Annotated in this window: 21 protein-coding genes; 6 read left to right on the plus strand and 15 right to left on the minus strand. The window is 67.3% G+C overall.

Features of this window, described 5'->3' with window-relative positions:
• Window positions 1-6: 6 nt before the first annotated feature.
• A complete protein-coding gene (locus JL101_RS15855; RefSeq protein WP_203097290.1) occupies window positions 7-1,179 on the minus strand; it encodes an isovaleryl-CoA dehydrogenase in 1,173 nt (390 codons plus the stop codon).
• Window positions 1,180-1,364: 185 nt separating this feature from the next.
• Between JL101_RS15855 and JL101_RS15860 the strand changes: the two genes are divergently transcribed.
• On the plus strand, window positions 1,365-2,021 hold the full coding sequence (locus tag JL101_RS15860) for a TetR/AcrR family transcriptional regulator (RefSeq protein WP_203097291.1): 657 nt from the start codon (window positions 1,365-1,367) through the stop codon (window positions 2,019-2,021).
• Here JL101_RS15860 and JL101_RS15865 read toward each other — a convergent pair.
• The 4 genes from JL101_RS15865 to JL101_RS15880 all read right to left on the minus strand — a co-directional run bounded on the left by JL101_RS15865 (window position 1,966) and on the right by JL101_RS15880 (window position 7,104).
• Window positions 1,966-3,594 (minus strand): acyl-CoA synthetase, encoded by a 1,629-nt coding sequence (locus JL101_RS15865; protein ID WP_203097292.1) that lies wholly within the window; start codon window positions 3,592-3,594, stop codon window positions 1,966-1,968. The two genes, JL101_RS15860 and JL101_RS15865, sit on opposite strands and share 56 nt — an antisense overlap.
• A 10-nt stretch (window positions 3,595-3,604) precedes the next feature.
• Entirely contained in the window at window positions 3,605-4,453 is an 849-nt protein-coding gene (gene kdsA / locus JL101_RS15870; protein ID WP_158046042.1) for a 3-deoxy-8-phosphooctulonate synthase, read from the minus strand.
• A gap of 82 nt (window positions 4,454-4,535) precedes the next feature.
• Entirely contained in the window at window positions 4,536-5,690 is a 1,155-nt protein-coding gene (locus JL101_RS15875; protein WP_203097293.1) for a hypothetical protein, read from the minus strand.
• 4 nt (window positions 5,691-5,694) lie between these two features.
• Complete coding sequence (locus tag JL101_RS15880; RefSeq protein ID WP_203097294.1) at window positions 5,695-7,104, minus strand: hypothetical protein; 1,410 nt, start codon at window positions 7,102-7,104, stop codon at window positions 5,695-5,697.
• A gap of 267 nt (window positions 7,105-7,371) precedes the next feature.
• Between JL101_RS15880 and JL101_RS15885 the strand changes: the two genes are divergently transcribed.
• On the plus strand, window positions 7,372-8,496 hold the full coding sequence (locus JL101_RS15885; RefSeq protein WP_203097295.1) for a hypothetical protein: 1,125 nt from the start codon (window positions 7,372-7,374) through the stop codon (window positions 8,494-8,496).
• 23 nt (window positions 8,497-8,519) lie between these two features.
• Window positions 8,520-8,897 (plus strand): hypothetical protein, encoded by a 378-nt coding sequence (locus tag JL101_RS15890; RefSeq protein ID WP_203097296.1) that lies wholly within the window; start codon window positions 8,520-8,522, stop codon window positions 8,895-8,897.
• On the opposite strand, the gene JL101_RS15895 is transcribed toward JL101_RS15890, so the two are convergent.
• From JL101_RS15895 to JL101_RS15930, 8 genes are all read right to left on the minus strand, one after another.
• Window positions 8,894-9,259: a hypothetical protein gene (locus tag JL101_RS15895; RefSeq protein WP_203097297.1), complete on the minus strand. Its 366-nt coding sequence runs from the start codon at window positions 9,257-9,259 to the stop codon at window positions 8,894-8,896. The genes JL101_RS15890 and JL101_RS15895 overlap by 4 nt on opposite strands.
• Before the next feature lie 216 nt (window positions 9,260-9,475).
• Entirely contained in the window at window positions 9,476-10,465 is a 990-nt protein-coding gene (locus JL101_RS15900; RefSeq protein WP_228434862.1) for an HD domain-containing phosphohydrolase, read from the minus strand.
• 26 nt (window positions 10,466-10,491) lie between these two features.
• Entirely contained in the window at window positions 10,492-12,711 is a 2,220-nt protein-coding gene (locus tag JL101_RS15905; protein WP_203097298.1) for an ATP-binding protein, read from the minus strand.
• Between the two features lie 73 nt (window positions 12,712-12,784).
• Complete coding sequence (locus JL101_RS15910) at window positions 12,785-13,309, minus strand: molybdopterin-dependent oxidoreductase (protein WP_203097299.1); 525 nt, start codon at window positions 13,307-13,309, stop codon at window positions 12,785-12,787.
• A 547-nt stretch (window positions 13,310-13,856) separates the two neighbouring features.
• The gene (locus JL101_RS15915; RefSeq protein ID WP_203097300.1) at window positions 13,857-14,906 is read right to left on the minus strand and encodes a formate dehydrogenase subunit gamma; all 1,050 of its coding nucleotides are present in this window, start codon (window positions 14,904-14,906) and stop codon (window positions 13,857-13,859) included.
• A 19-nt stretch (window positions 14,907-14,925) separates the two neighbouring features.
• Entirely contained in the window at window positions 14,926-15,525 is a 600-nt protein-coding gene (gene fdh3B / locus JL101_RS15920; RefSeq protein WP_203097301.1) for a formate dehydrogenase FDH3 subunit beta, read from the minus strand.
• A gap of 25 nt (window positions 15,526-15,550) precedes the next feature.
• The gene (locus tag JL101_RS15925) at window positions 15,551-18,442 is read right to left on the minus strand and encodes a molybdopterin-dependent oxidoreductase (protein WP_203097302.1); all 2,892 of its coding nucleotides are present in this window, start codon (window positions 18,440-18,442) and stop codon (window positions 15,551-15,553) included.
• 25 nt (window positions 18,443-18,467) lie between these two features.
• Window positions 18,468-18,623: a hypothetical protein gene (locus JL101_RS15930; protein WP_407697325.1), complete on the minus strand. Its 156-nt coding sequence runs from the start codon at window positions 18,621-18,623 to the stop codon at window positions 18,468-18,470.
• A gap of 291 nt (window positions 18,624-18,914) precedes the next feature.
• On the opposite strand from JL101_RS15930, the gene JL101_RS15935 reads away from it, so the two are divergent.
• Window positions 18,915-19,271, plus strand: coding sequence for a hypothetical protein (locus JL101_RS15935; protein ID WP_203097304.1), 357 nt, complete (start codon window positions 18,915-18,917; stop codon window positions 19,269-19,271).
• A gap of 119 nt (window positions 19,272-19,390) precedes the next feature.
• Here the strand turns inward: JL101_RS15935 and JL101_RS15940 are convergent, their stop codons facing one another.
• Complete coding sequence (locus JL101_RS15940) at window positions 19,391-19,795, minus strand: tellurite resistance TerB family protein (RefSeq protein WP_203097305.1); 405 nt, start codon at window positions 19,793-19,795, stop codon at window positions 19,391-19,393.
• A 135-nt stretch (window positions 19,796-19,930) separates the two neighbouring features.
• Between JL101_RS15940 and JL101_RS15945 the strand changes: the two genes are divergently transcribed.
• Together JL101_RS15945 and JL101_RS15950 are read left to right on the plus strand one after the other, a co-directional pair.
• Window positions 19,931-20,401 carry a response regulator gene (locus JL101_RS15945; protein ID WP_203097306.1) on the plus strand — a complete coding sequence of 157 codons (471 nt, stop codon included), beginning with the start codon at window positions 19,931-19,933 and terminating at the stop codon, window positions 20,399-20,401.
• Complete coding sequence (locus JL101_RS15950) at window positions 20,334-22,004, plus strand: sensor histidine kinase (RefSeq protein ID WP_203097307.1); 1,671 nt, start codon at window positions 20,334-20,336, stop codon at window positions 22,002-22,004. The genes JL101_RS15945 and JL101_RS15950 overlap by 68 nt, the downstream gene beginning before the upstream one ends.
• Here JL101_RS15950 and JL101_RS15955 read toward each other — a convergent pair.
• The gene (locus tag JL101_RS15955; RefSeq protein WP_203097308.1) at window positions 21,981-24,785 is read right to left on the minus strand and encodes an ATP-dependent DNA helicase; all 2,805 of its coding nucleotides are present in this window, start codon (window positions 24,783-24,785) and stop codon (window positions 21,981-21,983) included. The genes JL101_RS15950 and JL101_RS15955 overlap by 24 nt on opposite strands.
• Window positions 24,786-24,792: the final 7 nt, after the last annotated feature.

The following is a 24,792-nucleotide window of genomic DNA, read 5'->3' on the forward strand; positions in this document are numbered from 1 at the left end:
CGGGTCTCAGGCCGTCTCTTTGAACAGCTCGCGGCCGATCAGCATGCGCCGGATCTCGCTGGTGCCGGCGCCGATCTCGTACAGCTTGGCGTCGCGCAGCAGGCGGCCGGTCGGGTATTCGTTGATGTAGCCGTTGCCGCCCAGCAGCTGGATGGCATCCAGCGCCACCTGGGTCGCCGCCTCGGCCGCGTACAGGATGGCTCCGGCCGCGTCCTTGCGGGTCGTCTTGCCGGCATCACAGGCGCGGGCCACGGCATAGACATAGGCGCGGCAGGCGTTCAGCCGGGTATAAATGTCGGCAAGCTTGCCCTGGACCAGCTGGAACTCGCCGATCGGGGTGTCGAACTGCTTGCGCTCGTGGACGTACGGAACGACCACGTCGAGGGCCGCCTGCATGATGCCGACCGGGCCGGCGGCCAGGACGGCGCGCTCGTAGTCGAGGCCGGACATCAGGACGTTGACGCCCTTGCCCACGGGGCCGAGCACGTTCTCCTCCGGCACCTCGCAGTCCTCGAACACCAGTTCGGAGGTGGGGGAGCCCCGCATGCCCAGCTTGTCCAGCTTCTGCGCCGGGCGGAAGCCCTTGAAGCCCTTCTCGATCAGGAACGCGGTGATGCCGCGCGGGCCGGCGGACGGATCGGTCTTGGCGTAGACCACCAGCGTCTCGGCATAGTGGCCGTTGGTGATCCACATCTTGGAGCCGTTCAGCACGTAGCGGTCGCCGCGCTGGTCGGCGCGCAGCCGCATCGAGACCACGTCGGAGCCGGCGCCCGGCTCGGACATGGCGAGCGCCCCGACATGCTCGCCGGACAGCAGCTTGGGCAGGTAGCGGTTCTTCTGTTCCGGCGTGCCCCAGCGGTTGATCTGGTTGACGCACAGGTTGGAGTGAGCGCCGTAGCTGAGCCCGACCGAGGCCGAGGCGCGGCTGATCTCCTCCATCGCGACGACGTGGGCGAGATAGCCCATGTCCACCCCGCCGAACTCCTCCGACACCGTGATGCCGTGCAGGCCCAGCTCGCCCATGGCCGGCCACAGATCGATCGGAAAGTCGTCCTTGGCGTCGATCTCCGCCGCGCGCGGGGCGATCTTCTCCTGCGCGAAGGTGCGCACGGTGTCGCGCAGCATCTCCAGGTCCGAACCGAGGCCGAAATCGAGTTCGCTGTGGGTGGGTATCGCCATTGTGTCCGCTCCTCCCGCTGGGCATCGCCCGGGCAGCGCCGCCGGGCTCGTTTAAATACGAACATACGTTTTTATTTCTCTTCGCGCAACGTCGTATCGGCCGCATAATAGGGCATGACGCCCAGGATTGCCCCGGCTTTCGAATTTGCTATGAACCGGGCAGCATAGAGCTGAGGAACGCCATCATGGCACGCACCGCGGGATCCAACGGAACCAGGACTCTGGAAGCGATCCGAAAGGCCGGGCTGCGCCTGATCTACCGGCAGGGTTACGAGGCGATGAGCCTGCGCCAGCTGGCCTCGGAGGTCGGCCTCCAGGTCGGGTCCCTCTACAACCATATCTCGACGAAGCAGGATCTGCTGTTCGACCTGATCCGGGTTCACATGGAGGAACTGATCGCCCGGCTAGACCGGGCGCTGGAGGGCATCGACGCCCCGGCCGACCGGCTGGATGCCTTCATCCGGTTCCATGTCGAGTACCACATCGCCCGCAAGCGGGAGGTCTTCATCAGCTATTCCGAGCTGCGCAGCCTGGAGCCGAAGAACTACGACGTGATCGTGGACCTGCGCGGCCGCTACGAGCGCCGGCTGATCGATATCCTGGACGAGGGCGCGGCGCGCGGCGACTTCACCACCGCCGACACCACCGTCGCCGCCTTCGGCATCCTCGCCATGCTGACCGGGGTCTGCACCTGGTTCAAGCCGGGCGGGCGGCTGAGCAAGGACGAGGTGATCGGGGTCTATTCCGGCATGATCCGGGACGGGCTCGTCCGCCCCGGCGCCGGCTTCAATCCCGACCGCCCGCTTCCCCGGCCGCCTGCTGGCGCAGCACGCGGCGCATGACCTTGCCGGTCACCGTCATCGGCAGTTCGGGGACGAAAGCGACCTCCCGCGGGTACTCGTGGGCGGCAAGCCTGGTCTTGACGAACTCCTGGATGTCACGGGCGAGATCGTCCGACGCTTCGCGCCCCGGGCGCAGCACGACGTAGGCCTTCACCCGCTCGGTCCGGATCGGGTCGGGCACGCCGATCGCGGCGGCCAGGGCCACAGCCGGGTGGCCGAGCAGGCATTCCTCGACCTCGCCCGGCCCGATCCGGTACCCGGCGCTGGTGATCACGTCGTCGTCGCGCCCGACATACCAGAAGAAGCCCTCCTCGTCGCGGCGGCCCAGGTCGCCGGTGACCAGCCAGTCGCCGACGAACTTGTCGGCGGTGGCCTCCGGCTTGTTCCAGTAGCCCAGGAACATCACCGGGTCCGGGCGGCGGATCGCGATCGAGCCGACCTCACCGTCCGGCAGTTCGTTGCCCTGCGGGTCGATCACGGCGACCCGGTGGCCGGGGACCGCCCGGCCCATGGACCCCGTCCTGAACCCGAGCGGAGCCGCGTTGCCGACCACGACGTTGCACTCGGTCTGGCCATAGAACTCGTTGATCGTGACGCCGAACACCGTACGTCCCCAGTCCAGCAGTTCGCCTCCCAACGTTTCGCCGCCGCTGGCGACGGTGCGGAGCGACAGCCCCTCCCCCGTCACGCCGGCCTGCCGCATCAGCTTGATCGCGGTCGGCGGCAGGAAGACGTTGCGGACTCCGTGCCGCTTCATCAGGTCGATCGCCTGCTGCGGATCGAACTTGCGGAACCGGTGGGTCAGCACGGGAACGCCATGGTGCAGCGACGGCATCAGCACGTCGAACAGCCCGCCGATCCAGGCCCAGTCGGCCGGCGTCCAGAACAGGTCGCCGGGTTGCGGAAAGAACTCGTGCGGCAGTTCCACGCCCGGCAGGTGGCCGAGCAGCACCCGGTGTCCGTGCAGCGCGCCCTTCGGGCTGCCGGTGGTGCCGGAGGTGTAGATGATCACGGCGGGATCGTCCGGTCCGGTATCGACCGGCGTGAAGCTGTCCGACGCGCGGGAGAGCGCCTCGTGGAAGCCGAGCGTGCCTTCCGGCGCCCCGTCGATGCACAGCACCAGCGTCAGGCCGGGCAGCCGGTCGCGCAGAGGGGCCAGCTTGGCATAGCCTGCCATGTCGGTTACCAGCACGCGGGCGCCGCTGTCGGAAAGACGGTATTCCAGGGCCTCCTCGCCGAACAGGGCGAACAGCGGGATGGTGATCAACCCGGCCTTGAAGCCCGCGATGTGGGCGATGGCGGTTTCCGGCGACTGAGGCAACAGTACGGCCAGCCGGTCGCCCCGAACCGCCCCGTGCGCGGCCAGCACGTTGGCGAGACGGTTCGACTGGTGGTACAGGTCGCGGAAGGTGTGGCGCCGGACGGTGCCGTCCTCCTCCTCCACGATCAGGGCGACGCGGGCCGGATCATCGGCATGGCGGTCGCAGACATCGACGCCGATATTGTAGCGCTCCGGCACCGTCCAGGCGAACGACCGATACAGCTCGGCGTAGTCGTCGTGGCGCGTCAGCATGGGTTTTCCCCTACCGCATCAGCCGCCCGACCGGCCGGCTCTTGGCGATGCGGTCGAACTCGACCATGTCGCCCAGCACTTCCGCCATGCGGGACAGCGGCACCATGTTGGGGCCATCGCTCGGCGCATTGTCCGGGTCCTGGTGGGTCTCCATGAACACGGCGGCGACGCCGATCGCGACGGCGGCGCGCGCCAGGACGGGCACGAATTCCCGCTGGCCGCCGGAGGTGCCGCCCTGCCCGCCCGGCTGCTGGACGGAGTGGGTCGCGTCGAACACCACGGGATAGCCGGTCTCGGCCATGATCGGCAGCGACCGCATGTCGGACACCAGCGTGTTGTAGCCGAAGCTGACGCCGCGCTCGCACAGCAGGATGTTCTCGTTGCCGGTGCTGGCGATCTTCGCCGCGACGTTCTTCATATCCCAGGGAGCCAGGAACTGGCCCTTCTTGACGTTGATCGCCCGGCCCGTGGCACCGGCGGCCAGCAGCAGGTCGGTCTGGCGGCACAGGAAGGCGGGGATCTGGAGGATGTCCACGGCCTCCGCCACCGCCGCGCACTGGTCGGGCGCGTGGATGTCGGTCAGCACGGGGATGCCGTGGGTCTCGCGCACCTCGGCGAGGATCGGCAGGCTCTTCTCCAGGCCGAGGCCGCGGGCGGTGTTGACCGAGGTCCGGTTGGCCTTGTCGAACGACGACTTGTAGATCAGCCCCAGGCCGAGCTTGCGGGTGATCTCCAGCAGCGCCTGGGAGGTCTCCAGCGCGTGGGCCCGGCTCTCCAGCTGGCAGGGGCCGGCGATCAGCACGAACGGCTTGTCGTTGGCGAAGGTGAGGGATCCCACCTGTACGGACTTGTTCATCATCGGTGTTCCCGGCGTTGCCCGGTCAGGGCGTGAGATCAGGTCGTCTGGCCCCAACCATACTCCACCGTAAACCGCGATCCAGTCAAAGTGCTGCCGTGCGCGCCTTGATCGTTTCTATCCGGCCGACGATCTCATAGTCGATCTCGCCGGTCCGCCAGTCCTGGAGTTGCTGGACGATCCGGTGGCGGATGCCGGCCAGGTTGTCCATCGTGACCCGGACCGTGTTCTCGCACTCGCTTTTCGGGACCAGCGGGATGACGCGCATGATCTCCGCGATGCGGCGATGGTCGATGTTCTGCCGGTCGGCCATGGCGGCCTGCCAGAGTTCGCAGACGTCGAGCCAGCCGTCGAGCAGCCAGGCCAGCCGGTCGATGCTCTGGCGCAGGCGGAGGATGTTTGCGTCCCAGCCGGCGAAAAAGGCCGGCAGGTTCTGAAGCTCGCGGTCGATCTCGGCGATCATCCGCTCGGCCATGCGGGCGGTGACGCCGGCGGTCTCGCCGGCCAGATGCCCGGTCGCGCCGATATTGGCGGCCGAGATCGAGTTGCGCAGGTCGCCGACCCGGCGCAGGATCCGGCGCAGGTAACCGGAATCCTCGTCGCCGGCGAAGCCCAGCGGTCCGACCGCGTCGCTCAGTTCGAGGATGCGCGCCCGGCACTGCCCCGGAGGCTGGCCCACCAGGCGCGCGAAGGCGTCGGCGACCTGGATGATCAGCGTCTCCCCGACCCGGCCGCGGACGCGCTGCATCAGGTCGTCGGTCGTCCTGTCGAGCACGCCGGTCAACCGGACGACCCGGCGCAGCATGGCCTCCTGATTGATCTTCTCTTCCCGGGCGATACGGGCCATGGCGGCCCCGGCAGCCTCCGCCGCCTCCACCCCGGCCAGCCCGGTCTTGGCGACCCGATGGGCCGCGAGCCGCATGCGCATCGGCGTGATCGCGTCGGCCAAGCTGATCTCCGCCTGGAGCGCCCGATCGTGCAGGGTCAGCCGCATCACGGAGGACAATCCGTCCCAGGGAAAGACATAAATCGAGCGGCATCCGGAGAAGCCCGTCACCAACACCTCCAGATGGTTGGTCCTGGTGTCGCGCCGGACCCGGGAGAACGCCAGCTCCGGCGTGGTGAAGGGAACGGTGGTGCCGCGCTCGTCGAAAGTCGACGGCGCGTAGTCGTAGGCGAGGCGGAGCGCCTGGGCATCGCCGGCGGACGGGGATCGGCCCGCTTCCGTCCCCCTGGCCATGGCTCTATTCATGGTTGGCATTCATGGCATGGATGATCTTCAGCAGGAATTGCGCTGGATCGGCGCTCGCGGCGAAACCGAGCCGGACGGCGCAGTCCTCCAGCATCCCCAGCACGGTTTCCTCGCTGCTGATCGGCTCGAGCGAGCGGGCGACCTGGACCGCGACGGATAGCGCGTTCTGCTTCTCGCGATTCCCGGCGGCGGCCCGGTCCGAGGCGATCCGCTCCAGACGCCCGGCCACCCCCGAGATGGTATCGGCCGTCAGGGCCTTCAGTTCGGCGGGAACCTCGAACTGCTGCTTCACCGCGTTGTTGACCTTCGCGACCGCCAGCACGGCCCGTGTCAGGGCGGCGATCTCCTCGGCGCTCGGCAGGCCGCCGCCCGGGGAAGAAACGAAGGAGCCGACGTTTTCCTCCGCGGCCTTGGTGAACCGGTCGCTCAGGAAATCGTGGATTCGCTCTTCGACCTTGTCGATCCGCTGGCCGACCTGCCGGGTCAGGTGCGGCGCAGCGACACGCAGCACGCCGAGGCTCTCGATCGCCGCCCTGACCTTTTCAGCCGCGTCGTCGAGGTCGCCTGCCGTTTCCAGCGGCATGGCGAATCCCGCCTTGAGGGTCTCGCCCTCCTTCGTGACCAGCGCCTCGCACAGGTCGGAGGCGACCGAGGGTCCGCCGCGGCTGCCGTTGCTCTCGGCCAGGGCCTCGATCAGCGGAGCGGTGTGGTCCGCCAAGTCCGGATCCATCAGGAGCACCATGAAGAACAGCTTGAACCAGCGCTGGTCGCCTTTCCGGGAGGCAGCCTCGCGGCCGAGCGAGATCACCGATTGGACATACTGGTCGCCGATCCCGATCAGCTGTTCGGACGCGATGATCTGGCGCCGGGCGGTCATGATGGCATCGCGCATCTGGTAGAGCGCATGCACTTCCTGGATGACGTCGGGCAGGTCGGGATGCCGCTGCGCCAGGGCCTTGGGAAAGGAACGGTCCGCCGCCAGCCTGGAATGGATCCCCTCCACCGCGCGGGCGAAGGATGCGAAGAGCTGCCGGTGGACGGACAACGGGCACGGCTCGTCCATCAGGTACTCGCCGGAAGCATCCACCTGCCGCGCCGCCTCGGCGTCGTCCAGGTGCTCGAGCACCAGCGCCCACAAGGGGGAGACGCTGCTGCGCGGGATGCTGCCCAGGGGCCGCGGACGGGCCGGTTCGTTGCACAGCAGGCTTTCGAAGGGCAGGCAGAAGAGCCGCTCCGCGGTGAGCCTGCGCAGCGGACGGATCTTCTTCAGCCGATGGCGAAGCTGGTCCTTGAACATTCCGCGCAACGCGTCGTCGGGCATCTTGTCGGCCAGGGCATACACCATCCTGACCTTGTCCTCCGACAACTCGTCGAGCGCCTTTCTTTCCGGCAACTGAAGCATGTCTCTGTCCTTCGGCCACTCCAGGCATGATAGCCGGCACACGTAAAAATTTACATACTATCGATAGGAATAGTTCTCGGGACTGGAACGGCATTGGTGGATTAACTGGATTTTTAACCAACGAGTGCTCTTCTGGAACACTATTACGATTACCCATATCTGCTTATACCTCTTTATATAGTTGGATATCTCCCAAGAATGTCTAAAATGGTAGATATCGAAGAATGGGCGGCGATCTTGCCGGACGGTTGCATTTTGAGGGTTGGAATGACTGGTACCTCGGCCATCAGCCAAGTCGCGGATGTCGTCCAGGACATGGTGCCGTCCACGTTCGAGGAGCGTGGCACCACGATCCCCTTCACGACGCCCGAACTGGCCTATTCCCGCCTGCGCCGCGGCGCCCGCGGGAGCCTGGAAGTGCTGGTGAACGGCTTCTCCGGTGGGCGCTGCACCTATGTCTTCCCCTGGGCGAGCATCCCGCAGGTCGTTCGGCTCACCCTGCACGACAAGGCGCTTCATGCCGAAATCTCCTATTCCGACGCCACCACTCCGGACAAGATCCGGCTGGCAGCCTATCGGGTGGCGCGGACAGGGCTGGGCGGCCCGGAACTGATCGACATGGCCTCCCGATCGATCGAGCAGGAGGTGACCGAGAAGCTGGCCAGCAGTTTCTTCCTGATGCTGAAGGTGATCGAGGCGACCGGAGTCAACACCGACCGGGCGACGCTGGCCCTGATCAACATCAACTCGCCCGAAGGCAAGGCCATGGTCCGCCAGGCGTTCCGCCGGCTGGGCGACGGCATCGGCACCACCCCCGAGGTCTGCCACCAGCGCATCACCGAGCTGGGCGACGTGATCCAGCCCATCGGGTTCGAGATCGAAGGGCAGCGCGGACGGCTGCGCCAGCTTCTGCACCGCCTGAACCAGTTCCGCGACGAGGTCGTCCGGGGCGAGTCGGGCGGCACCGCCCGGACGCTGGCCGACGTGGCGCAGCTTACCTTGAGGATCGGCAACGGGATCATCGCCGACATCGACCGCGACATCGCAGGCATCGTCCGCTACGTGACCGACTGGGACAGCCGCCTGCCCGCGACCCGCCAGAGCATGGAGCGGCTGTCCTGGCTGCTGGACGGCTGGACCTATGTCTGCGATCTCTGGGAGGACACCAATTCCGACCGGTCGGTTCCCAAGCGCCAGCGCATCAACGAGATCATGCGGATCATTCCGGTGGTCCCCAGGAGCGAGGCCAACTCCGGAGTCCGGACGGAAACGGGCGATCCCCAGCGCCGGCAGACCCGCATCGTCCAGCAGAACGAGGACTGGCGGACCGGACAGATCGACCATGAGATGGCGGCCAGGCTGGGCAGGCTCAATGCCCGCACTCCGTCCTGAACCGGCCGGCGGGGGGCAGCGGCATGGCTGACGCGAACGCCAGGGCGGGTACCGAAGGCGGCGAGTTCTACCGGGTCGTCGACAACACGGGCGAACTGATGGGCGAGTTCCCCTCGTCCAGGATCGCCCGGGAGTTCGCCCGCCGCATGATCGAGGCGGGCAAGGCCAGCACCCTGGTCGTGGAATGGTCCAACAACGGCCGGCGCGGGGAACTCTCGATCACCCGCAGGATGGTCAACGCGGCCGAGAAGCGCGCGGCCGAGGCGAAGCGCCGGGCGCACCTGGAGGCGCGCCGCAGGGCCAACCTGATCAGCGGCCTCGCCGCGGCGGTCGTGGCCTTCCTGGCGCTGATCCAGATCGCCGCGACCTACGTGGAGGCCAGGGGAAACCTCTGGCCCTAGCTCCCGGCCGAGCGGTTCATGCCGATCTCCAGGATCGCGAACTCGGCTGCCAGCCGGTCGCGGGCCCGTTCCATCGCGTCGATGTCCTCCAACAGCAGGGCGTCCTGGCAATCGGCGCAGAACTGCCTGACCACGAGAGCCTCCTCCAGGGCGTCCCCAAGGTCGTCCGAGAAGCTGGCGAGCTCAGCCACCATACGTCCGGCAACCTCGCCGATCATCTCGGCCTGTGTCTCGAGGTCGCGGAACAGTTCGGCCGCGGTCACCGCATAGGGAACCTCCCGGGAAGCGGCGGCGCGGCTGCGGGCGGCGCGGACTTCGGCGAGATCGACGATGCCGGTACCCTGGGATGGATTGGGATTCATTTGTATACCTCGCGAGTGATCTATAAGGGCTCAACTCATGAGGAGACAATTTGCACAGCAAATGCCAAGTATTTATCCGACTTTCAGCCTACGCCGAAACAGCCATAGGGCCTATTTTTCATCGGATTTGCTGCGAAACCATCGGCTGCGATGTGCAATTCGCGAATCCGCATTGTCAGGCATTGCAATATGCGGCTTGCTGGATGGGACGACAGCTCAGTCCGTGAACTCCGCCCGGATCTTCAGCACGGCGGGCAGGTTGGCGAAGAAGGCATCAATGCAGACCGGATCGAAATGCGTCCCGGCATTGTCCCGAAGGAACGCCAGCGCCTCCTCCAGGGACCATGCCGCCTTGTACGGACGCCGGGTGGTCAGCGCGTCGAAAACGTCGGCGATGGCGATGATGCGGCCTGCCAGCGGGATCTCCTCCCCCTTGAGGCCCTCGGGATACCCGGTGCCGTCGTATTTCTCGTGATGGGTCAGCGCGATCGATGCCGCGAGGCGGATCAGGGGAGAGGAGCTGTCGTCCAGGATACGGTAGCCGTGGACAGTGTGCAGCTTCATGATCTCGTATTCTTCCGGCGTGTAACGGCCCGGCTTGAACAGGATCTCGTCGGCAACCGCCACCTTGCCGACATCGTGCATGGGAGCGGCCATCTGGATACGCTCCTGCATCGCGTCGGACATCCCGACGCCCGCCGCGATGACCCGGGCGTAGCGTGCCATCCGGTCCAGGTGGGCACCGGTCTCGCTGTCCCGGGATTCGATGGAGCGCGACAGCCGCATGATCAGTTCGTTCGCCGCCTGCTCCCGCAGCCGACGATGGCTGGCCCGGAGTTCCAGCAGGTTGCGGCACCGCGCGGTGAACTCGATGCGATCGATCGGCTTGCTCAGGAAGTCGGTGACCCCTCGGACCAGCGCTTCGCGCCGGAATTCCTTGGCCCCCTGCCCGGTCACCATGATGACCGGAACCTCGGCCGTGTTCCCGATGCCCCGAAGGCGGTGCAGGAATTCGAGACCGTCCATCTTCGGCATCATGAAGTCCGTGACGACCAGGTCGACATCGTGCCCGTCACACCAGTCCAGGGCTTCGGACGCGCAGCCCACGCCATGGACGGAAGCGCCGGCGATCGCCTGGGCGTAGCGGCTCATCAGCATCAGGTTCGCCGGATTGTCGTCGACGATCAGCAGGTCCATGGTGGTCATTGCATCCTCCCGATCCAGGTTCCGGTTCACGCCGCGAGTTTACGCGACAGCAGGGCGCGGCGGGCGTCGGCCAGGTCCGCTTCGAGCCGATCCACCATCCGGCCGAGGGCTGGCTGCGCCCCGGCTATCCCGTCGCCGCGTCCCGCGACCGCGGTGCGCAGCCTTTCGCTGGCCGCCACCAGCGCCGGCAGCCCGAGCGTTCCCGCGGCGCCCGACAGGCTGTGCAGTTCAACTTCCACCGCCCCGAAGTCCCCGGCCGCCAGACGGTCGCGGACCCTGCCGATGCGGCCCCCGGAGTCCTTCAGGAACGTCTCGAACAGCTTGCCGGCATCCGGTCCCATGGTCTCCAGCAGATCCTCCAGCGCGTTCGGGTCGACGATGGGCGCGGCGAATCCCGCGTTCTCCGGCGGGACCCTGTCGCGGCCCCAGGTCCGCACGACCTCGTCGAGCCGGGCCCGGCTGATCGGCTTGGGCATGTAGTCGCTCATGCCGGCATCGATGCAGCGGGCCTCGTCGCCGCGCATGGCATGGGCCGTCAGCGCGATGATCGGGATCGTGGACGCATCACCGCCGAGCGCGCGGATGCAGCGGGTCGCGTCGAAGCCGTCCATCTCCGGCATCTCGATATCCATGAGCACCAGGTCGTAGCCGCCCCGTTCGACGCGGTCGACCGCCTCGATGCCGTTGCCGACCACGTCGACCACATGCCCGCGCCGCTTCAGCATGCCTGCGGCCACCTGCTGGTTCACCGGATTGTCGTCCGCCACCAGGATCCGCAACGGCCGGCCGTCGCCCGCCTGGGAAAGCTGTGCAGGCAACCGGCCCGACACGTGCGCCGCCGACGCGGCAAGCCCGGCGCCCGGCGGTTCCGGCTTGGCCGGTACGGCCTCGACCGATCCTAGCGCCGGCCTCAGCGGCAAGGTGAACCAGAAGGTGCTTCCGCTGCCCTGGACGCTCTCGACGCCGATGCGCCCGCCCATCATCTCCACGAGGCGCCGGCTGATGGCGAGGCCGAGGCCGGTGCCGCCGGACTTTCCGCGCTCCTGCCCGTCGACCTGATTGAACATCTGGAACAGTCCGGCCCGTCCCTGCTCGGATATCCCGATGCCGCTGTCCCGGACGGACAATTTCAACTCCCCCGGAGCCCCTACCTCGACCAGGACGCCGACGCTACCCTGGGGCGTGAATTTCACCGCGTTTCCAACCAGGTTCATGAGGACTTGGCGGACCCGGCCGGCGTCGCCCCGGAGCGCCACGCGCGCCGCGGGATCGATCACCGCCTCCATCGCGATGCCCTTCTCGGCGGCACCGGGAGTCAGCAGATCGACCACGCCCCGGACCAGCGGCTCGAGCTCAAAGTCGGCATCGTCGAGTTCGAGACGCCCGGCCTCCATCTTGGAGAAGTCCAGGATGTCGTTGAGCACCGTCAGCAGGGCCTCCGCCGAGGTCAGGATCACCTGGGCCTGACGCCGCTGCTCGGGACCGAGGGGAGTCTCCAGCAGCAGGTCGGCCATGCCGATGACGCCGTTCATCGGCGTGCGGATCTCGTGGCTCATCGTCGCCAGGAAGACGGATTTGGCGCGGTTCGCGGCCTCCGCGGCGGACAGGGCCTGCTCGAGGTCGGCGGCCAGCGCCGTCTGCCGGACGCGGGCGCGGTGGAGGTCCCGAAGCTGCCGGAACAGCAGGAACACAAGCCCCGCCATGCTGGCCGCCAGCGCCGCGACGCAGATCGCGAGCAGGGTCGAAAGACGGTGGGTGCGCTCGCGAAAATCCACCATGTCCGCCGAGCGGCGGGCGTTCATCCTGACCAGCTGCTGTTCCGTCAATTGCCGCAACCGGCGGACCGCCTCGCGGAACGGCTCCACCGCGGTCAGTTCGACATAGGGCGACAGCGACTCGATCTCGGTGACGATCCGCTCCGCAAGGTCGCGGTCGGCCGGATTGATCGCGATGATGCCGGCCAGCTGGCCGCCGCGGAGCAGGTTGGTCCGGCTGAACAGGATGTCGTACCGGAGAGACACTTCGCCCGCATGTTCCGGCGACGGACTGGCGACATAAGTCGCGAGCGCCGACTCCAGCTTCACCGTCTCGCGGTCCAACTGATAGACCGCCCAGACCGCGTCCTCGCGCACGCTGTTCTCGACTTCCGCCTGGCGATCGATCAGGAGGGCCAGCAGCACGACGCAGGAGCCGAACAGCAAGCCGCTGAGCGCGAGCAGCAGCCGCGCGCGCAGGGACTGGATCACGATCGGCCACCTCCTGATTGACGGCATGGACGGAAGAACCATTGCACTGCGGCCACGGTGCGAATGCACCGGCTCACTGGACCTCAATGCTCTTTACCTGCCAGACCGAGCGACCGAAATAAACTTCGTTGTAGAGATCCGGATTGGTGTCGAAGGGGTAGATCACGAAAATCGGTCCCTGATGGCGTACCGGCAGATAGACGTCGTTCTTCTTCAGCGCGAGTATGACATCGAACTTCATGAAATCGTCGAACGGGACTTCGGCGGAATAATCGTTCAGCGCCGTGATCCGAAGCTTGGAGCCTTTCGCTCCGACCGCCTGCAGAACGGCCCGGGCGAGCGGCCCCTCGAACGCGTTCACACCTTCCGCCCAGGGGGTCGTCACCTTAGCCACCCGGCCGGGCAAGGCTTCCAGCATCGCGACGTCGAACTGCGCCCCGGCGGCGCCGTTGGTCTGAGAGATCTTGCCGCTGACGGTCAGCACGACCGGCCCGCTCGGCGCCGCGAGCGTTGCGGCGGCGGCCGAATGGAATGCTGACATCCAGATCATCAGCGCGAAGGCGACCAGGATACGGATGGGGCGATGCGACGCGAACATGGGGACACCTCTGACGGGTACGGCGAAGAGATACCTCTTAGGATATTTTCGTACCAGCTGGCAATTTGGCATAAATCCCGAGGGCTTCGACATGGGTGGCGGAACGACTGATCCTCCACCCCTCCCCCGCTTGGCCGCAAATGTCAGCATCCGTCATCATCGATCCCGCCGGCATGGAGCGGGACCGGCAGAGAGATGGCCGGTAGGCGCTTAATCGGCGAAAGGCGGAGCTGACGCGACGGGGCGTTTCACGCAAGTGGAATGCGGAAGATAGTAGGAATATTATCTTCTTCCTCGGGAACCCGCAACCTGTTTGAGCGGAGCAGATTCCGGGCCTTCCGCATGCCGTCGGCGTCGGCCCGGCGGGCCGAGGCCGACCTACCGCCTTATGCGGTCAAACCGAGCTGAAGTGAAAGTCGATGGTGGGGATGGATCCCGGCATCAGGATGAACAAGTTCCAAAAACGAAGGTGCGGCCGTCATCGGGGATGACGGCCGCACCTTCAGAAGGAACCGTAGACCCGTTCCTGGCCTACAGGCATCCTGTCTCACTCCGCTGGCAAGCCGGGGGAGTGAGGGTCGCGGTGCGTGGGCACCTTGCTGGGGCCGTCGCGGGTGTCGGTCGAGATGCCCTGGGTCTTCAGCCAGCCGGCATGGTGCTCGCGGGCCCAGTTGAGGTCCACCTCGCCGTTGCCCATGGCGTCGAAGGCGCCCTCCATCCCGATCGTGCCGATATAGATGTGGCCGAAGATGACGGCCACCAGCACCGCCGTGCCCAGCGTATGGACGACGTGGGCGATCTGCATGCCGTTGACGCCCGTCAGATAGAACGGGAACATCAGCATGTAGCCGCTGAGCGCCATGGCGAGGCCGCCCAGGACGATCGTCCAGAAGATCATCTTCTGGCCGGCGTTGAAGCGGCCGGCCTCGGGATGCATCCCGTTGTTCAGGAAGCCGCCGCCCTGCTTGATCCAGGTCAGGTCGGCCTTTTCCGGGATGTTGTCCTTGATCCACAGCACCAGCATCATCAGGATGCCGAGCACGAAGGGGAAGCTCAGGAAGTTGTGGGCGTACTTCCCGAAGGTGGCCATGGCCGTGAAGGCCTCGTGCCCGAACAGCGGGATCATCACCGGCTTGCCGAAGATCAGCATCAACCCGGTCAGCGCCAGGACGATGAAGCTGGTGGCCGTCAGCCAATGGGCGAAACGGTCGATCGGCATGAACCGGGTGATCGTCCGCCCCGCCCGGCCGGCGGCGATCCGGATCTTGCCGCGGAACAGATAGAACACCGCCAACCCCAGCAGCATCCCGCCCATGACGACCAGGGAGATGATGCGGCCGTAGTAGTTGCGGAACTCCCGCCAGTCGCGTCCCTGGGGCTGGACCAGGGTCGCCAGCTTGCCGTCGGGAATGCTGACATAGCCCTGGATCTTGCCCTGAAGGTTCTGGAAAAGCTCGACCTCCTCCTTCTGGGAGGGCGGGTTCGGCGCAGGGACCTTGTCCAGCTGGGCCTGCGCCGCCGGAGCCGCGGCCATCAGGAAGACGGCGAGGAGAAGTCCGGGGACCACCCGGGTGATCAGTCTGAGGATCGTCGGCATCACGCGTTCTCCCTTGCCATCAGACGCCGCCGTCCGTCTGGCCGTAGGCGGTGGTCCAGCCCCAGGCGCCCGCGCCGTAACCCCGGCGGACCACCCGTTCCTTGTAGATGTCGGCGATGATGTCGCCGTCGCCCGCCATCAGGGCGCGGGTCGAGCACATCTCGGCGCACAGCGGCAGCTTGCCCTCGGCCAGCCGGTTCGTGCCGTAGCCGTGATACTCGACCAGCGTCATGTCCTCTTCCGGACCGCCGGCGCAGAAGGTGCACTTGTCCATCTTGCCGCGTCCGCCGAAGTTGGTCGTCTGCGGATACTGCGGCGCCCCGAAGGGGCAGGCGTAGAAGCAGTAGCCGCAGCCGATGCACAGCTCCTTGGAATGCAGGACCACGTTCTCGGCGGTGAAGTAGAAGCAGTCCACCGGGCACACCGCCGCGCAGGGCGCGTCGGTGCAGTGCATGCAGGCCATCGAGATGGACCGCTCGCCCGGCTGGCCGTCGTTCAGCGTGATGACCCGGCGGCGGTTGATGCCCCACGGAACGTCGTGCTCGTTCTTGCAGGCGGTGACGCAGGCGTTGCACTCGATGCAACGGTCGCTGTCACAGAGGAATTTCATTCTTGCCATGGTCGGTACTCTCGCCCTCCCCCGCTCAAGCCGGCTCGATGCGGCACAGGGTCACTTTGGTTTCCTGCATGAACGTCACAGGGTCGTAGCCATAGGTCATCACCGCGTTGACCGGGGCTCCCAGCACGATCGGGTCGGTGCCCGGCGGATACTTCTCCCGCTGGTCCACGCCTTCCCAGAAGCCCGAGAAGTGGAACGGCATGAAGGCGACGCCCTGCCCCACCCGGTCGGTGACGAAGGCCATGACCCGGGCCTTGCTGTTGTATTCCGGGCCATAGACCCAGACGTCGGACCGGTGCCGGATGCCCAGCCGCTCGGCGTCCCTGGTGTTCACCTCGACGAACATCGTCTGCTGAAGTTCGGCCAGCCACGGGTTGGACCGGGTCTCCTCGCCGCCGCCCTCGTACTCGACCAGGCGGCCGGACGTCAGGATGATCGGGAACTCCTTGGAGACGTCCCGCGCCTGGACGGATTTGGCGAGATGCGTCATGCGGAAGTCCCGACGGTCGTCGATCGCTGGATACTCGTCCACGAGGTCGCGGCGGGGGGTATAGAGGGGCTCGCGGTGGATCGGCACGGGATCCGGCAGGTTCCAGGCCACGGCGCGCGCCTTGGCGTTGCCGTGGGGCACGCAACCATGCTTCATGGCGACCCGGATGATGCCCATGGACAGGTCGGTCATCCAGCTGACCTGATCGATGTTGTCGCCGCCGATGGCGTTGATCACCGCCAGTTCGTCGGGCGTCAGGTCGACGTCCCAGCCCAGCTTCTTCAGCACCGCCATGGTGAATTCGGGATAGCCGTCGGTGATCTCCGAACCCTTGGAGTAGGAGCCGTCGGCCAGCAAGCTGACGCCGTTGCGCTCGATCCCGAAACGGGCCCGGAAGGTGGAGCCGCCTTCCATGACGTGCTTGGAGGTATCGTAGAGGACGGCGGAACCGGGGTGCTTCATCTCCGGCGTGCCCCAGCACGGCCAGGGCAGACCGTAATACTCGCCCTCGCACGGCCCCTTGGTCGCCCGCATGCTGATCTTGTCGAAGTCGGCCTGATACTCCATGTGCATCTTCAGTCGCTCCGGCGACTGGCCGGTATAGCCGGTCGCCAGGGCGCCGCGGTTGATCTCCCGCAGGATGTCCTCGGCCCGGGGCTTGGTGCCGTCCACCGTGATGTGCTTGAAGAGCTGGTCCGCGAAGCCGAGCTTGCGGGCCAGGAGATACATGGTCTCGTAGTCGTCCTTGGATTCGAAGATCGGGTCGACGACGGCATCCGACCATTGGAGCGACCGGTTCGAGGCGGCGCGGCAGCCCGCCAGCTCGAACTGGGTGCAGGCCGGAAGGATATAGGTGCCGTTCTTGCGGTCGCTGATGGAGGCGAAGGTCGTCGGGTGCGGATCAACCACCACCATCAGCTCAAGCGCCTCCAGGCCGCGGCGCATCTCGGGCATCCGGGTGACCGTGTTGCCGCCATGGCCGAAGGTGATGAAAGCCTTGATGTTGTTGGGCTGGTCCAGCTCACCCGGCTTCGCAAGCACGGCGTCGAACCAGCGGGTGCTCGGGATGCCCTTGGTCTCCATCAGCTCCTTGGACGCGAAGCGGCCCTTCAGCCACTCGTAATCGATGTCCCAGACGCGCGCCCAGTGCCGCCAGGCGCCCTCGGCCAGCCCGTAGTAGGACGGCAGCGAAGTGACGTCGAGGCCCATGTCGGTGGCGCCCTGGACGTTGCTGTGACCGCGATAGATGTTGGCGCCACCGCCCTCGACGCCGATGTTGCCGAGCGCCAGCTGGAAGATGCTGAACGCGCGGACATTGGCGGTGCCGACCGTCTTCTGGGTAGCACCCATGCACCAGATCAGGGTCGACGGCCTGTTCTTCGCCATGATCTCGGCGACCTTGCGGAGCTGGTCGCCCGGCACGCCGGTCACCCGCTCGACCTCCTCCGGGTGCCACTTCTTCACCTCGGCCCGGATCTCGTCCATGCCGTAGACGCGCTGGCGGATGTATTCCTTGTCTTCCCAGCCGTTCTCGAAGATGTGCCAGAGCATGCCCCAGATCACCGGGATGTCGGTTCCGGGCCGGATGCGGATAAAGTCGGTCGCGTGGGCCGCGGTCCGGGTGAACCGGGGATCGATGACGATGAAGGGTGCCCGGTTGTGCTCCTTGGCGCGAAGCATGTGCTGCATCGACACCGGGTGCGCCTCGGCCGGATTGCCGCCGATGATCATCAGCGCCTTGGCGTTCTGGATATCGTTGTAGCTGTTGGTCATGGCGCCGTAGCCCCACGTGTTCGCGACGCCCGCGACAGTGGTGCTGTGACAGATGCGCGCCTGGTGGTCCACCGTGTTGGTGCCCCAGAGAGCCGCGAACTTGCGGTAGAGATAGGCGCCCTCGTTGGAGAACTTGGCGGAGCCCAGCCAGAACACGCTGTCGGGACCCGACTTCTCGCGGATCTCCAGCAGCTTGTCGCCGATCTCGTCGATCGCCTGATCCCAGGAGATGCGCTGCCACTCGCCGTTGACCAGCTTGACCGGATACTTGTTGCGGCGTTCGCCCTTGGTCAGCTCACGGACCGATGCGCCCTTGGCGCAGTGCGTGCCCTGGCTGATCGGGCTGTCCCAGCCCGGCTCCTGGCCGACCCAGACACCGTTCTGCACCTCGGCGATGACCGTGCAGCCGACCGAACAGTGGGTGCAGATGCTCTTGCGCCGGGTGACTTCCAGGTCCGGATCGACCGGCCCGGCTTCCGCCTTGCGGACGGTCGCGAGCGGCAGCGCCCCCAGCGCCGCCATCCCGCCGGCGGCCAGCCCCGAATTCCGCAGGAAGGTACGACGGTCCAGTGAACCGCCGGCGTTCGCCGCCGCGGCCAGGGTTGAAGCGAGCGGCGAGCGTTGGGCGGTTCCCGAGCGTCTCTTGACCAGCATTGACGTCTTTCCTCCTGGATCCGCCCTAGAGGCGGTTCAGCGCATAGAACTGCTTCACATGGGCGGTTTCCTGGTAGCGCGGCTTGACGCGCTCCTCGGGAGACTCCTCGGCCGCCACGCCCGTCGCGGCCAGGGGAACCGCCGCCGCGGCCGCCGTGCCGGCGAGGCCGATCGTTTTCAAGAAATCCCGACGCTCGACCGGTGAACCGCCGATCCCGCTCTTCCGCTCAACCCCGATTTTTTTATCCGATGACATTGTCCGGTCGTCCTCATCCTTCCTGCCGCTCCCGATACCCGGCCCGGGAGACGGTCTGGCGCCTACGTGCTGGACAACACGCAGGCACGCAAAAAGTCCCAGTCTCGAAAGCACTAGAAACCAACTGGCAGCATGGCTGTTGAGCGCTTAGCGCAGACTCCGTCCGGCCCCGGCCGCGATGGGGCGGATAAAATAGGAAGGATCAACATTTTGCACGTGAAGCCGATCATCCTGGGGGCGGCCCTGCTGGCCGTGGCCGCCGTCTCGGCCGGGGCCCAGGGAATCAAGAAGGAAACGTTGACCGAGGATCCGAACGTCACGCGCAGCCTGGAGCCCGGCTCGACGCCCCAGGGCACACGGTCGCCGGACCCTACCGAGAAGCGGAACGAGGACAATGGCGAGATCCAAGGGGCCATGGACCGGCTGAGGGCGAATCCGACCGACGTCCAGGGCAACCAGGTGCAGCGGGAAACCCGCGACAGCGGCCAGCCGCAGTCCGAGGAATCGGAGCAGGACAAGGAGGATCGTGCCGGCGTGCCGGATGCGAACCAGCCGGAGGAACAGCCCAAGTAAAGTGGGCTTCGCCGATGGAGGGCGGCGCGACCGCAAGTCGCGTGGAAAGGCTTTCCGGGAAAGGCCGAAGGACGGGCAGGCCCGGAGCCTGCCCGTCCTTCGGCCTTTCCGGTCCCGGGCTACAGCACCATATGGCGGGCGCGGGCGCCGCGTTCGATCGCGGCGGCGTTGAGCCGGTCGATCTCCAGGCTGTCGCGCAGCAGTTCCAGCAGGCGCAGTTCCTCCTGCGTCGTATAGCCGTCGGCGGCGGCCACGTCGCAGGCGACGGCGTAGGCGGTTTCCCTCAGCTTCAGGGGGAGCCCCTGCTTGATCTCGCCCAGCGCCGCATCCAACCCGTCGCGCTGGCCGAGCAGTTCGGTACAGTCGGCGGCGATCTCCGCCAGGCGGCCGGTGTCGAAGTCGCGGAAGACCGGCAGGTACCGGACCGTCTCGCTGATGGTGTTCAGTTCCGCATCCGTCATGTCCGCATCGGAAGCTGACACCATGACCATGGTGTAGATCAGCGCGGTATGGTGGTCGATCATGATGAGCCTTCTCGCGATTGTCCTGCGCACATGTGCCCGCGCGCCCGACGAACTTCAAGGGTGGCGCATGACCTCATGCATAGCCGTTTTTGCCGGGCGGAGGCTGCCTCGACACGGCAACGGCTTCACCTTATCTTGCTGCATACCGAGAGACGGCGGTTCCGTCCGATGGGGAATGTTTTGATGACGGCTTTGCCGAACGCCGTGCCGGACAGGAAATCCGCGGAAGACGAGCTGCCTGTCCGTCATTCCGCGCAAGTGATGATCGTGGAGGACGAGCCGCTTGTGGCGCTGGAACTCCGGATCCTGGTCGAGGACATGGGGCACCGCGTGTGCGCGGTGGTGGACACCGAAGCCGATGCGGTGCGCCAGGCCGACGCGACGGCACCCGACCTGGTGATCGCCGACATCCAACTCCGGCAAGGCAACGGGGTCAATGCCATGGAGCGGATCGCCGAACGCCGCGACGTTCCGGTGATCTTCGTGTCCGGCAATCATGCCTTCACCCCCAACCCGCAGATTCGGACTGCCCGCTTCATTGCAAAACCCTTCCGCGTCGAGAGCCTCAGGCAAGCAGTCGCCGACCTTTGCCGCGGCGTGGCCTGAAACCGCGCGTCGCTGGCGGCTGATTCGTCCGGGCAGCACGGCGAGCACCATCCATCTCAGCATCTTCGCCCTGCTGGTGATCGTCACGGCCGCTTCGTGGCTGATCTACGACGCGCGGCGCAATCTGGTGCTCGAGGCCGAGCGGACGGCGGGCACCGCGGCCTTCTTCCTGGCCGACCATGCCACGCGGCTGTTCGAGGCATCCGACCTGGCGCTGCTGGAGGCGACCAACGCCGCCGAGGCGATGGACTGGGACCGTGTCGCCGGGGACGAGGAGCTGTGGGAGCGGCTGCGGGCCCTCAGCGACCGCTTCCCCTACATCGACCATATCTGGCTGAACGACAGCAGCGGCCAGCTGCGCATGAGCACGGTGGCCCTGCCGACGCCACCCAGTTCGGCGGGCGATCGCGACTTCTTCCGGGCGCACCAGGAACCCGGCAGCGGGCTGTTCGTGGGCGAACTGATCATCGGCCGGGTCACCGGGGAACCGACCTTCATGCTGAGCCGCCGGCTTTCGGCGGAGGACGGGACCCTCCGCGGCGTGGTCTCCCTGACCATCGATCTGACCTATTTCTCGACCTTCTACGGGTCCCTCGACCTCAGGCTGGAGCCGGTGATCAGCCTGGTGCGGGCGCTGGACGGATCGATCCTGACCCGAGTCCCGCTGGGCGAGCCGCAGCCACTGCCCACCCTGCCGATTCCGGCCGACGCCGGATCGGGGTCGAGCGGCCCGTCCTACCTCACCGACTGGCATACCCCCGTCCACGCCTTCCACAAGGCCGAGCGCCTGCCGCTCCATGTCAGCGTGGCGGTGCCGAACCGGAACATCACCCTGGAATGGGCGTCCCGGATCTGGGTCTACTGGGTGGTCGCCGGGGTCGCGGGAATGGCCTTGTGGCCGCTATCGGTCATGGCGGTGCGCCAGGCCCAGGCTGACCGGATCGCCAAGGAAACCCTGGAGCAGCGGGTGGAGGAACGGACCCGCCAGCTCACCGCGGCCAACGCGCAGCTGGAGACCCTGTTCCAGGAGGTCCATCACCGGGTCAAGAACAACCTCCAGGTCATCACCTCCCTGCTCCGGCTCCAGGCGGCGCGGTCCAGCGACGCGGAGACCCGGTCGTCGCTCCAGAAGAGCGTGGACCGCGTCCATGCCATGAGCCTGGTCCACCACCTGCTCTACAGTTCCAAGGAGCTGACCGACGTCGATTTCGCGACATACCTGGGCGAACTGGCGGCGAACCTGCAGAGCGCCTACGGGACCGAGAACCAGGTCCGCCTGGAGATCGATGTCGGCCGTTCCTGGTTCCCGCTGAACCGGGCGATCCCCTTGTGCCTGATCGTCAACGAGATGATGTCGAACGCGTTCAAGCATGCTTTCCCGCACGGCCGCGCCGGGACCCTGCGCATCCGGCTGCGCGAGGAGGAGGGTGCCTTCGAGCTGCTGATCGAGGACGACGGCGTCGGCCTGCCCGACGGCTTCGATCCGGCGGGTGGCAAGGGCCTGGGAATGCAGATCATCCGATCCCTGGCCGCCCAACTGGAGGGGGCCGTGACGTTCGGACCGTCCGAGGGCGGCGGCTCAGCCTTCCGGCTCACCTTCTGAGGGCGCCGGCGCAAGGAACTCGCGCGTCGCCCGGACCGCCTCGGCGAGGCCGACCCGGCGCAACTCGACGCCCTCCGGGAACGCCCCGGCCAGCCTGGACGGCATCATCGGGTCGAGCAGGACGAAGACCCCGGTGTCGTCGGCCCGGCGGACCAGCCGGCCGAACGCCTGCTTCAGCCGCAGGCGGGTGATCATGTCGTCGTAGCGCTTGGCGCCGAACGCCTCGCGGCGGGCCCGGTGGAGGATATCGGGGCGCGGCCAGGGCACCCGGTCGAACACGATCAGGCGGAGCGAGCGACCGGGGACGTCCACCCCGTCGCGCACCGCGTCGGTGCCCAGCAGGCAGGCCTGTTCCTCTCCCCGGAAGATGTCGATCAGGGTGGAGACGTCGAGCCCGTCCACATGCTGGCCGTAGAGCGGCAGGCCGGCCAGCTCCAGCGGTTCGGCGATGCGCTGGTACACGGCGCGCAACCGGCTGATCGCGGTGAACAGCCCGAGCGCCCCGCCGCCGGCCGCGAGGAACAGTTCGCGGTAGGCGGCGGCCACCTGGACAAGATCGTCCTTGCGGACATCGTTGACCACCATCACCCGGGTTCGCGCCGGGTAATCGAACGGCGAGGGCACGCTTGCCCGCAACGCCGGCCAAGCCATGTGGACGGCGCCGGTGCGGACGGAGGCCGCCAGCCAGTCCTGCTCCACGTCCCCCGTGCCGTCGGTCAGGGTGGCCGAGGTCACCACCATGCCATGGGCCTGGGCGCCCACGGTGGCGACGAACGGAATCGTGGGATCGACGTAATGCCGGTACATGCCGACATCCAGGTCGCGGCCGTCCTGCCGCTCGATCCCGAACCAGTCGACGAAGCCGGTCGGGGTCGGCTTGCCGATGCTGCGGAGCATGTCGCGCCAGCCCTTGAGGGTGACGCTGCCGCGCCGCTGGAGGCTGCGGCAGACGGCCTCGATCCGCCGGCGGGTGTCGCTGTCCAGCTCGGCCGCCTCGGTGTCGAGCCGGGCCGCCAGGCGCTTGCCCAATTCCTCCAGCGGCTCCTGGAGGCGGCCGAGGGCCTTCTCGAGCTCGACGGCGGATTCCGTCAGGCCGTCCACCGGGTCGGCGGTCTCGGTCTCCAGGCTGTAGAAGCTGTCGCGGCCATGGGCGCGGGCATGGACCTGCCGCCGGACCATCAGCAGGAACGCCTCGGCGGCGCCGGTCCCCATCCCATCGGTCAGGCGGTTCGACCAGCCCTCCCCGGGCAGCGCGCGGGCGGCCATGACCACGTCGTCGACCAGGGCGGCGCTGTCCTCGTCGGCGGCGACGAGATCCTCGACCCGCCGCTTGAGGCCGCGCGCCCGGCTGCTCCGCCCGCCCTCGGCACCCAGCAGCCAGCGGCGAAGCTCGGCGGTCTCCTGCGCGGTCAGGTGGCCGGCGAAGGCGCTGTCGGCGGCGTCGAAGACATGGTGCCCCTCGTCGAAGACGTAGCGGGTCGGGGCCGTCGTGTCCTCCCCTCCCAAGGCCGCCTGGATCATCACCAGCGCGTGGTTCGCGATCACGATGTCAGCCTTGCGGGCGCGGCGGATCGTGTTCTCGATGAAGCATTTGCGGTAGTGCTGGCAGGCCGAGTAGATGCATTCCCCGCGGCGGTCGGCCAGCGTCACGGTGCGGGCCCGGCCGACCAGGTCGGGCAGCCAGCCGGGGAAGTCGCCGCCCTGCATGTCGCCGTCCCGGGTGGCGGCGACCCAGCGGACCATCAGGCCCAGGGCCGTCGCGTAGGCGGGCAGCGACGGCAAGGTGGCGACCGCCTCCTCCAGGTTCAGCAGGCACAGGTAGTTCTCCCGGCCCTTGCGCAGCACGACCTTGCGCGCCTTGACTGCCGGGTCGCGGTGCAGCCGGTCCAGCTCCCCGTCGATCTGGTGCTGCAGGTTCCGGGTGTAGGTGGAGATCCAGACGGGGCCGCGGTTGATCTCCGCCCACAGGCTGGCGGGCGCCAGATAGCCCAGGGTCTTGCCGACGCCCGTGCCGGCTTCGGCCAGGACGAGGTTGGGCGTCCCGGGATAGTTGCGCGGGGTGAAGGCGGTGCTGACCGCGCTGGCGTAGTCGGACTGCTGCGGGCGCGGCTCGGCCGCCTTGCCGCGGATGCCGGCCTGGAGCAGGTCGGCGAGACGGCGGCGGGCGTCGTTGGCATGGACGGTGGCCTGGCCGGGCGGCGGTTCGGGAGCCCCCTCCTCCCATTCCGGCAGCCGCTTCCAGACCTGGAACGCGCCGAGGGCGCGGCGACCCGGCGGGCCGTTGGGAGCGCCCAGCGCCGACAGCACGAAAGGCGCCCAACCCCAGGCGTAGCCCTGCGCACCCGCTCCCATGTACCAGGCTATGGCGACCGGGTCGGACTTCTCCTCCCGGTCGGGATCGGTCAGGTCGGTCAGGAGCTGGCGGGTGGCGCGGATCAGGGTCAGGGCGTCATCCTCCGCGCCGTCGGGCCTGGGCAGGCCCAGCGCTTCGGCGAGGCCGCGCGGGGTCGGGACGACAAAGCGGGCGGGATGGACGAAGGCGAACAGTTCCAGCAGGTCGAGCGCCGCGAAGCGGTCGGCGTTCAGCCGGCGCCCCAGCGCGCGGGCGTGGCAGACCAGCAGCGTTTCCCGCTGGAGCCGGCGCCGCGCCTCGTCCAGGTCGATCGTATCGACCTCTCCGTCGGCGGTCAGCCAGACGGCCCGACGCGCCCCGGCGACCAGCGCGGGCACGTCGGGCAACAGCAGGCGCCGCGGCGGCGCGGGGGATTGAACGATGTCCATCACGGCC

The sequence above is a fragment of the Skermanella rosea genome, assembly GCF_016806835.2.
Taxonomy (GTDB): domain Bacteria; phylum Pseudomonadota; class Alphaproteobacteria; order Azospirillales; family Azospirillaceae; genus Skermanella; species Skermanella rosea.

What these genes read in the sequence shown, in the direction of transcription:
- JL101_RS15955 (WP_203097308.1), bottom strand. Translation starts at nt 24,785, where the DNA reads ATGGACATCGTTCAATCCCCCGCGCCGCCGCGGCGCCTGCTGTTGCCC.
- JL101_RS15885 (WP_203097295.1), top strand. Translation starts at nt 7,372, where the DNA reads ATGACTGGTACCTCGGCCATCAGCCAAGTCGCGGATGTCGTCCAGGAC.
- kdsA (WP_158046042.1), bottom strand. Translation starts at nt 4,453, where the DNA reads ATGATGAACAAGTCCGTACAGGTGGGATCCCTCACCTTCGCCAACGAC.
- JL101_RS15940 (WP_203097305.1), bottom strand. Translation starts at nt 19,795, where the DNA reads ATGATCGACCACCATACCGCGCTGATCTACACCATGGTCATGGTGTCA.
- JL101_RS15915 (WP_203097300.1), bottom strand. Translation starts at nt 14,906, where the DNA reads ATGCCGACGATCCTCAGACTGATCACCCGGGTGGTCCCCGGACTTCTC.
- JL101_RS15910 (WP_203097299.1), bottom strand. Translation starts at nt 13,309, where the DNA reads ATGTTCGCGTCGCATCGCCCCATCCGTATCCTGGTCGCCTTCGCGCTG.
- JL101_RS15855 (WP_203097290.1), bottom strand. Translation starts at nt 1,179, where the DNA reads ATGGCGATACCCACCCACAGCGAACTCGATTTCGGCCTCGGTTCGGAC.
- JL101_RS15890 (WP_203097296.1), top strand. Translation starts at nt 8,520, where the DNA reads ATGGCTGACGCGAACGCCAGGGCGGGTACCGAAGGCGGCGAGTTCTAC.
- JL101_RS15900 (WP_228434862.1), bottom strand. Translation starts at nt 10,465, where the DNA reads ATGACCACCATGGACCTGCTGATCGTCGACGACAATCCGGCGAACCTG.
- fdh3B (WP_203097301.1), bottom strand. Translation starts at nt 15,525, where the DNA reads ATGGCAAGAATGAAATTCCTCTGTGACAGCGACCGTTGCATCGAGTGC.
- JL101_RS15880 (WP_203097294.1), bottom strand. Translation starts at nt 7,104, where the DNA reads ATGCTTCAGTTGCCGGAAAGAAAGGCGCTCGACGAGTTGTCGGAGGAC.
- JL101_RS15895 (WP_203097297.1), bottom strand. Translation starts at nt 9,259, where the DNA reads ATGAATCCCAATCCATCCCAGGGTACCGGCATCGTCGATCTCGCCGAA.
- JL101_RS15875 (WP_203097293.1), bottom strand. Translation starts at nt 5,690, where the DNA reads ATGGCCAGGGGGACGGAAGCGGGCCGATCCCCGTCCGCCGGCGATGCC.
- JL101_RS15865 (WP_203097292.1), bottom strand. Translation starts at nt 3,594, where the DNA reads ATGCTGACGCGCCACGACGACTACGCCGAGCTGTATCGGTCGTTCGCC.
- JL101_RS15860 (WP_203097291.1), top strand. Translation starts at nt 1,365, where the DNA reads ATGGCACGCACCGCGGGATCCAACGGAACCAGGACTCTGGAAGCGATC.
- JL101_RS15925 (WP_203097302.1), bottom strand. Translation starts at nt 18,442, where the DNA reads ATGCTGGTCAAGAGACGCTCGGGAACCGCCCAACGCTCGCCGCTCGCT.